Origin of the sequence: Bradyrhizobium nivariense, assembly GCF_029846695.2 — a bacterium.
Lineage (GTDB): Bacteria > Pseudomonadota > Alphaproteobacteria > Rhizobiales > Xanthobacteraceae > Bradyrhizobium.
Map to the genome: position 1 here is coordinate 137745 of NZ_JARWCR020000019.1, position 7569 is coordinate 145313.

Annotated in this window: 7 protein-coding genes; 3 read left to right on the forward strand and 4 right to left on the reverse strand. The window is 60.0% G+C overall.

The genetic code is table 11. The features are described 5' to 3' along the window. From QCM77_RS18220 to QCM77_RS18235, 4 genes are all read right to left on the reverse strand, one after another. Window positions 1–708 (reverse strand): hypothetical protein (locus QCM77_RS18220; RefSeq protein WP_511337201.1); only part of this gene is annotated, 708 nt, incomplete at its 3' end. Window positions 709–788: 80 nt separating this feature from the next. Next, a complete protein-coding gene (locus QCM77_RS18225; RefSeq protein ID WP_280097014.1) occupies window positions 789–1535 on the reverse strand; it encodes a hypothetical protein in 747 nt (248 codons plus the stop codon). 126 nt (window positions 1536–1661) lie between these two features. Further along, entirely contained in the window at window positions 1662–2261 is a 600-nt protein-coding gene (locus QCM77_RS18230; RefSeq protein ID WP_511337202.1) for a sigma-70 family RNA polymerase sigma factor, read from the reverse strand. Window positions 2262–2383: 122 nt separating this feature from the next. Further along, a complete protein-coding gene (locus tag QCM77_RS18235; protein ID WP_279668984.1) occupies window positions 2384–2611 on the reverse strand; it encodes a hypothetical protein in 228 nt (75 codons plus the stop codon). 1014 nt (window positions 2612–3625) lie between these two features. On the opposite strand from QCM77_RS18235, the gene acmB reads away from it, so the two are divergent. From acmB to QCM77_RS18250, 3 genes are all read left to right on the forward strand, one after another. Next, entirely contained in the window at window positions 3626–4825 is a 1200-nt protein-coding gene (gene acmB, locus QCM77_RS18240; protein WP_279668986.1) for a methyl acetate hydrolase AcmB, read from the forward strand. Window positions 4826–5014: 189 nt separating this feature from the next. Then, window positions 5015–6700, forward strand: a complete 1686-nt coding sequence (locus tag QCM77_RS18245; RefSeq protein WP_279668987.1) for a flavin-containing monooxygenase — start codon at window positions 5015–5017, stop codon at window positions 6698–6700. A 283-nt stretch (window positions 6701–6983) separates the two neighbouring features. After that, the gene (locus QCM77_RS18250; RefSeq protein ID WP_280097015.1) at window positions 6984–7493 is read left to right on the forward strand and encodes an alpha/beta fold hydrolase; all 510 of its coding nucleotides are present in this window, start codon (window positions 6984–6986) and stop codon (window positions 7491–7493) included. Window positions 7494–7569 lie beyond the last annotated feature (76 nt).

Consider the following 7569-nt stretch of genomic DNA (forward strand, 5'->3'; position numbering starts at 1 on the left):
GACCGGTGCGAGCGCGTCGGCCACGTCATGGCTCAGACTGCCGACGGTTCCAGGCAGGCCAGCGGAGCCGATGATCGGCGGGCTGAACGAATCGCCAAGCACATTGAACTGAACGAAATCGAGCGTTGATCCACCCGGCAGTTGACTGCTTCCGAGCAGGGGAACCGCTGCTAGAGCATTGACGGAACTGCCATGGATTAAGGTGTGAGCGTCATGATGGCTGGAAGCGTCATGATGGTTGGAATCGGCATCATCATCGCCGCCGCCTCCGCCGCCACCGCCACCGCTCGCGGGGGCGACAGCTTCGCTGCGGGCGGTGCTCGGATTTGGCGTGTCTTCAGCCTGCGCCTGGAGCCCGGTCGCATCGAACTGGCCGGCATGTGGCTCCGACGAGGCGGCGGGCTCCTTGGCCGTCTCATCCTCTCCGCTCGTTTTCGAGGGATCATGAGTCGGCGGATCGTCATTCGCAGCCTGCTCAGCCGCGCCTGCCAGAGCGGCTCTCGCGTTCTCCTCCTCCTCGGCCGCCGCGGGATTGAACGGGGCGGCGAGAAACTCCTCGCTGGCAATCAGGGACGCAATGAAGAACGGCCAGGTCAAGAAACCGAAAGAACCGGTTCGCTTGTCCGCACGCTGTGCCTCGGCTTCGAATATCTTGCGCCGTTGTTCGATCAGCTCGCGTTTTTCTATTTCTTTCATGACCGCTTCCATGACCGCCGCCTCTCATCTCGTTCCACTGAAAGCAACTTTCGCCCGGCAGCATTGACTGCCGGGCGATTCCTTCTGGCGCATCAGGCGTGATGCACATCGACATTGTGCGTGTCCGTCGGCATGTCGAAATGTCCTACGTCGAAGTGATCCGGGCCCATCTGGCCGATGGCGTAATCGAGCGCATGGCCTGACGGCATCGAAGCGAGCGCTCCCTGCATGTCGCTCGAATGATCCGGACCGTGCGAGCCGAAATTACCATGGGAGAAGTCGAACTTGGCCAGCGCTTCGCCCGGGCTATAGGTGTTGCCCTTGCCGCAGTCGTCGGACGGCTTAGCATCGCAATAGTCCTTCTGCGGCTGGCAGTAGTCCTTGTGCGGCTGGCAGTCGTCGTTCTTGGCGTGCTTCGAGTAGTCGTCCTTGCCGGCATGCTTCCAATCACCGTCCTTGCGGCCGTCATCGGAGCAGTCGTCGTTCTTGGCGTGCTTCGAGTAATCGTCCTTGCCGTGCTTCGAGTAGTCGTCCTTCCCGCCATGCTTCCAATCACCGTCCTTGCGGCCGTCATCGGAGCAGTCGTAGCTCTTGGCGTGCTTCGAGTCGTCGTCCTTGCCGTGCTTCGAGTAGTCGTCCTTCCCGGCATGCTTCCAATCACCGTCCTTGCGGCCGTCATCGGAGCAGTCGTCGTTCTTGGTGTGCTTCGAGTACTCGTCCGTGCCGTGCTTCGAGTAGTCGTCCCTTCCGCTATGCCTGAAATAGTCGTCGCTGTTCCTGCCGTCGTCTCGTCCCCATATCGGATCGAGAATTCTCGTAACATTGTTCAGCATGGACATGGCTTCGCTCCTCGCTTCGGGTTTGCGACGGTCGCGGGCACATGCCTTGTCCGGATCACCACGCCGTCACCCTTATTGTCGCCGACGCACGCCGATGGATGCAGCGGCGAAAAATAAATTCGCGCCTCATTTGAGCTGCCGTCGCATCGCCACGAGCTCTCGCTGGATCCATGCCTTGACGGTTCCAACCGGAACCTGGAGGTATTCTGCGATCTCCGCATGCGTGCGCCCGTCGATGATCGCTAGAAGCAAGCTCGCGCGGCGCATTGGCTCGAGCTGATCAAGCATGGTCCGTAGCGCCATGCTGTCCGGAATGCAGGACGCGGGGTCCGGGACGGTTTGTTCCCGCTCGCAAATGGCGTTCAGCGTCTCGTCCTTGAGTGCGAGTTCGCGCCTGGTGCTCTCCTGCATCTTGAGCGCCGTGTTGCGGACGATCGCGTAGATCCAGCCGCGGGCGGATCCCCTTGCAGGGTCGAAATTTTTGGCATCTCGGAGAATCTGCGCGAATGCATCGTGGATGACGTCTTCCGCACGTGACGTGTCGTGGACGATGCGGCGCGCTACCGCGCACAACCGGTCCTTCTCCCGGGCGTAGATCTTGCCCACGTCCGACCGCGATCCGGAGGCGCACTCGAGCAGCGCCGTCTCGTAATTGAGATGTGTATCGTGGCGTGCTGCGCCGCGGTGGGATTCTTCCTTTGTGAAGTCGGCGCCTTGGCGGGGCATGTCAAAGTCACCTGTCGTAAAACAGGACGCGACCTATTCCCGTACGGGGGAATATTGACTTGCATTCCACTTGTGCAATCAGCTGCTGAACACAGCGGCATCAACTTCGTTCCGGAAAATTTTCAACTTCGTTTCTGAAAATTTTCCGTCGCCAAGGTCATCAGGTCGCGGCCGGCGCTCACCGCTTTATCGCTCACCGCAAAGGTCAGAGCGTTCTTGCTTTTGATTTGACGGGGTTTTGCGGGCTGGCATCGTCGGAAAGCAACGTGGCTTGAGGTGTCAGCGCGGAGCTGAGTGAAGGCTGGAGCCAGGTGACTTCCGCAATTGGGCCCTTCGGAGACGTCGATCATCCATCGAATATCCGATCCGCACCCAGAGCGGACAAACTTTCGATAATTGGACCGTTATCAAAAGTGTTCAGCCGATTTAGCGGCTTGCGAAGTCCCCTGCCGTTGGTGTCGGGCGTGGTCGCAAATGGCGCATAGTTGTAGCTTGTCACCGTAGCAAATCACCCAAGCCTCAGGACGAGAAGCGGAAATTGCAGATCATCCAATGGTTAGTCATTCCGGCTCGGAGGAGCGGTGATCCGTGGATCGCCCCCTCCTAGTCCGCTCCGCAGGCCGCCGCGTCGGAGAAGTCGCCTTTTGTCACAATCATCGGCGAGCACTTCGCGCGCAGTCAATGTCCGAGATGACTCTTTCCGGGACGTGCGGGTCAGTCCGGTTTGCGCCAATCGTGTTGAAAAGTCCTCTTCGGCATTGGGACCGATTTTCTGAGAGCCGCTGGTACGCTTGGCGTTTTGGGCGTGGGCACCGCTTCGATCTGAGCGGATTCAATTCTGTGGCCTTGGACATGCTCTGAGAGGGCATCGCCAGCCGAAGTCGGCGATCAGGTCGCAAAAGCGCGAATCTTGCTGACACGTCATTTTCGACTTTTTCAACACACGCCATGACCGGACATCCGCGGCCAGTTGGTTCATTGCGAAAAATGCCACAGGGAACTCGTCGCCGAACCTGATTGCTAAGTGCAGCGAGAGCGACGGCGCAATATGCCAACTAAACCGCTTCGAGGAAGATCGAGTGTCAGCAACGCTGACCTGCAATTGCAAAAAATACCAAATGGAAATGCATGGCTGATCGCAAGAAAACGTTCTACGCTTCGAGACGCCCCGTCGAAATGTGATGCTGACCTGGAGCCAACCCATTCTCAAACTCCAGTCGTTATGCTGTTACGGCCGCGGTGGGATTTTTCGTTCGCGCAACTGGCGTCGAGACAATCAGACTGGAACCCACTTCAACACGTTGCAACGGTTTACGTCATTCGGCGCGAAGCGCGGGATCAAACTTGGAAGGGGAGGAACGTCTATGGGTAACAACTTGAACAGCGCATGTGACGGGATCTTGCAAAAGGTCGTGGCTGGCAAAGACCGCGTTCCCGGCGTAGCAGCGATGATCACGGATCGCTCGGCCAACATCTACGAAGGCGCCGCCGGCGAGCGCAGCCTTGGCGCCGGTCAGGCAATGACGACAGATACCGTCTTCGCTATCTTCTCGACCACAAAAGCGATTACTGGGACAGCGGTCCTGCAATGCGTCGAGGAAGGCAAGCTCGACATGGACGCGCCGGCCAAAACCTACGTTCCCGACATCGGCAAGCTCGAGGTGCTCGACGGGTTCGACGCTGACGGCAGGCCAAAGCTGCGGGCGCCGAAGCGCGACATCACCACCCGCATGCTGATGCTGCACACCGCCGGCCTTGGCTACGACTTCTTCAACGCAAATTACTTGCGCCTAGCGCAGGAACACGGCCAGCCAAGCGTGACTACCTGCTCGAAAGCGTCACTGATGACGCCGTTGATCTTCGATCCCGGCGACAAATGGGAATATGGCAGCAACATCGATTGGTGCGGCCAAATTGTCGAGAGCATCCGCGGCACGCGCCTCGGCGAAGTGATGAGGGAGCGAATCTTTGCGCCGCTCGGCATGGAGGACATCGCCTTTTCGCTGACCCCCTCGATGCGTGCGCGCCTCGCCACCATCCACCAGCGCGAAGCTGACGGTTCGCTGACTCCCCTTCCCGATCTGCAATTGCCGGCTGAGCCGGAAGTCCACATGGGCGGCCACGGTCTCTACGGCTCGATCGGCGAGTACATGAAGTTCATCCGCATGTGGCTGAACGACGGGGCGGGACCCCAGGGGCGCGTGCTCAAGAAAGAGACGGTCGAGGCCGCCGTTCGCAACGGTCTGCAGGCACACCAGGCCGTCACGATGCTGCCCGGCGTCATTCCGACGCTGTCGAACGATGCCGAGTTCTTCCCCGGCCTGAAGAAATCCTGGTGCTTAACCTTCATGCTGAATGACGAGGACGCGCCAACCGGCCGGCCGGCCGGCGCGATTGGCTGGGCCGGACTCGCCAACACCTTCTACTGGATCGACCGCAAGAACGGGTTCGGTGGATATTGGGCGACGCAAATCCTGCCGTTTGGCGACCCAACTTCGTTCGGTGGCTACCTGGAATTCGAGACGGCCGCCTACACGACCGGAGAGGCGCGCGCCGCGGCATAGTGCCGGGCGACCGCGGCCTAACTGCGCCACGGCGCGCGCTGCGTTCTAAACTCAAGAGAGAGTGATGGCGCCGTGAGCGCGTGCTTTGCGATGGTGCCACCAGTATGCCTGCTGTTCGCGCAGGTCGGCGTCTACACATCGCAGAAGGCGGCTGAACCAAAAATGCGTGCTCACAACGGGAGGAAAGTCATGACAAATGTGCAAGGCCACCCCCAGACGGCTGACGCGAAAGCCGACTTCGATGCAGTCATCATCGGCGCCGGATTCTCCGGCATGTACATGCTGCATTCGCTGCGCGACACGCTTGACCTGAACGTCACGGTGCTCGAGGCCGGCGACGGCGTCGGCGGCACCTGGTATTGGAATCGCTACCCTGGCGCACGCTGTGACTCCGACAGCTACATCTACTGTTACACGTTTGATAAAAACCTATTGCAGGAATGGAACTGGTCCGAGCGCTATCCGGAACAGGACGAGATCCTGCGCTACCTCGAGCATTGCGCCGAGCGCTTCGCCCTGAAGCCCGACATCCAGTTCGGCAAGCGCGTCGTGGAAGTCGCCTTCGATGACGACACCGAGCTGTGGAGCGTGCGCACCGACAAAGGCGACGCCCTCACGGCGCGCTTCGTTATCCCAGCCGTCGGTGCCCTGTCGACCGCCAACATGCCGCCGATCAAGGGGCTGCGCTCTTTTAAGGGCAAGTGTTACCACACGAGCCAATGGCCGCACGATGGCGTCGACTTCACCGCCAAGCGCGTCGGCATCATCGGCACGGGTGCAACGGCGGTGCAGGCGATTCCGGAAATCGCGCAGCAGGCGAAGCACCTCACGGTTTTTCAGCGTACGCCAAACTTCTGCGTGCCTGCGCGCAACGGTCGTGTCGATCCTGAAGTGACCAGGGCGCGTAAGGCCAATTACGACGGTATCCGCCAACGCATCAAGGATTCCTTCTTCGGCTTCGAGCTAGATTTCATACCGAAGGCCGTGCTCGAAACTACGCCCGAGGAGCGCGAGCAGGAGTTCGACAAAATGTGGGACGCCGGTGGCTTCGCCTTCTGGCTGGCGAATTATCAGGACATGTTTTTCTCCAAGGAGGCGAACGATGTCATCGCCGACTACCTTAAGCGCAAGATCCGCTCGGTCGTCAACGACCCGGCGATCGCGGAGAAGTTGACGCCTAATACTTACCCCTACGGCACCAAGCGCCAACCGCTGGACACCAACTATTTCGAGACGTTCAACAAGAAGAACGTGGCGCTGGTGGACGCGAGCGCCGATGGTCCAATCGAGGAGATCACGCCGAATGGCATTCGCGCTGGTGGCAAGGAGTATCCGCTTGACATCATCGTCATCGCCACCGGCTTCGACGCGATGACCGGCCCCCTGAAGAACCTCGGTATCAAGGGACGCGGCGGCCGGGCGCTGGCGCAAGAATGGACGGATGGCCCGCAGACCTATCTCGGCCTGGCGATCGCCGGCTATCCCAACCTGTTCACGATCACCGGCCCGCAAAGCCCTTCGGTGCTGTCGAACATGCCGGTCTCGATAGAGCAGCATGTCGAATGGATCACCGAGTGCATCGCCCACATGCGAAGAAACAAGCTTGCCACGATTGAGGCGAGCCCGCAGGCGCAGGACGCATGGGGCTCCCACGTCGCCGAAGTTGTGAATTCGACTCTGATGCCTGGCACCAATTCCTGGTACATGGGCGCCAACATAGAAGGCAAGCCGCGTCGATTCTTGCCCTATCTCGGTCCAGAGGGCGTGGGCGGTTACCGCAGAAAATGCGCCGAGATCGCAGAGAAGGGCTACGAGGGCTTCATATTCAGAGGCACAGGCCAAAGTGGGACCATGCACACGATTGCGGCCGAATAACTCAACGAGCCCTGACGGGCGCCGCGCTCAATGTCACGGCTCCCGTCATGGTCGCGCTGACAATATCCGTTCAGGGCGCTAAAGCGGGCGTGCTCCGGACATCGGAGTGTCGCGATTGATGCGAAGCGGACGTCTCGGGCCGTACGGGGCGTCACCATCAGTTCCCCCCAATCGCTGCGGTGCGGCGGTCGAGCACATCACATTTTCGACCGAATTTCGCTGGCCTGAGGCGGATTGAGCTGCGACACTCGCGCCGCGCGGTTTTGTCACGCAGTAGGCCAACATGGCTGACATCCCGGCCACTCACTACGTCAAAAGTGACGACGTTCATATTGCCTATCAGGTGATTGGCGACGGTCCGCGCGACCTGTTGTTCGTCCCGGGTTTTGTGTCCAATGTTGAAGCGCTCTGGCAATCGCCGGCGCGCGCCTCCTTTTTTCGCAGGCTTGCAACGTTTGCGCGAGTCATCATGTTTGATAAGCGCGGCACCGGAATGTCCGATCGCGGCTCCCAGATTTTTACGCTTGAACAACGGATGCACGACGTGCAGGCGGTGCTGGATCAAGTTGGCTCCCAGCGGGCTACCTTGTTTGGTGTGTCCGAGGGCGGTCCGATGTCGCTGCTCTATGCAGCGACCTATCCCGAGCGCACGTCGGCTCTAGTGCTTTGTGGCACTTATGCGCGACGCTCGTGGGCGCCCGACTACACATTCGGATGGACCGATGCGCAGTGGAGCACTTTCAGAGCCGGTCCCGGAAATCTGCACAGGACGCTAAGTGGAGTTTCTGCCTGACGGCGGGCACGATAGGCCCCGCGAATCAGGAGAGACCATGAGCAGACGACCCCGCCGGAACCACTCACCGGCCTTC

Excerpts from the sequence above, each read along its gene's own strand:
- QCM77_RS18225 (WP_280097014.1), bottom strand. The coding sequence starts at position 1,535 with ATGTCCATGCTGAACAATGTTACGAGAATTCTCGATCCGATATGGGGA.
- QCM77_RS18230 (WP_511337202.1), bottom strand. The coding sequence starts at position 2,261 with ATGCCCCGCCAAGGCGCCGACTTCACAAAGGAAGAATCCCACCGCGGC.
- QCM77_RS18235 (WP_279668984.1), bottom strand. The coding sequence starts at position 2,611 with ATGATCGACGTCTCCGAAGGGCCCAATTGCGGAAGTCACCTGGCTCCA.
- acmB (WP_279668986.1), top strand. The coding sequence starts at position 3,626 with ATGGGTAACAACTTGAACAGCGCATGTGACGGGATCTTGCAAAAGGTC.
- QCM77_RS18245 (WP_279668987.1), top strand. The coding sequence starts at position 5,015 with ATGACAAATGTGCAAGGCCACCCCCAGACGGCTGACGCGAAAGCCGAC.
- QCM77_RS18250 (WP_280097015.1), top strand. The coding sequence starts at position 6,984 with ATGGCTGACATCCCGGCCACTCACTACGTCAAAAGTGACGACGTTCAT.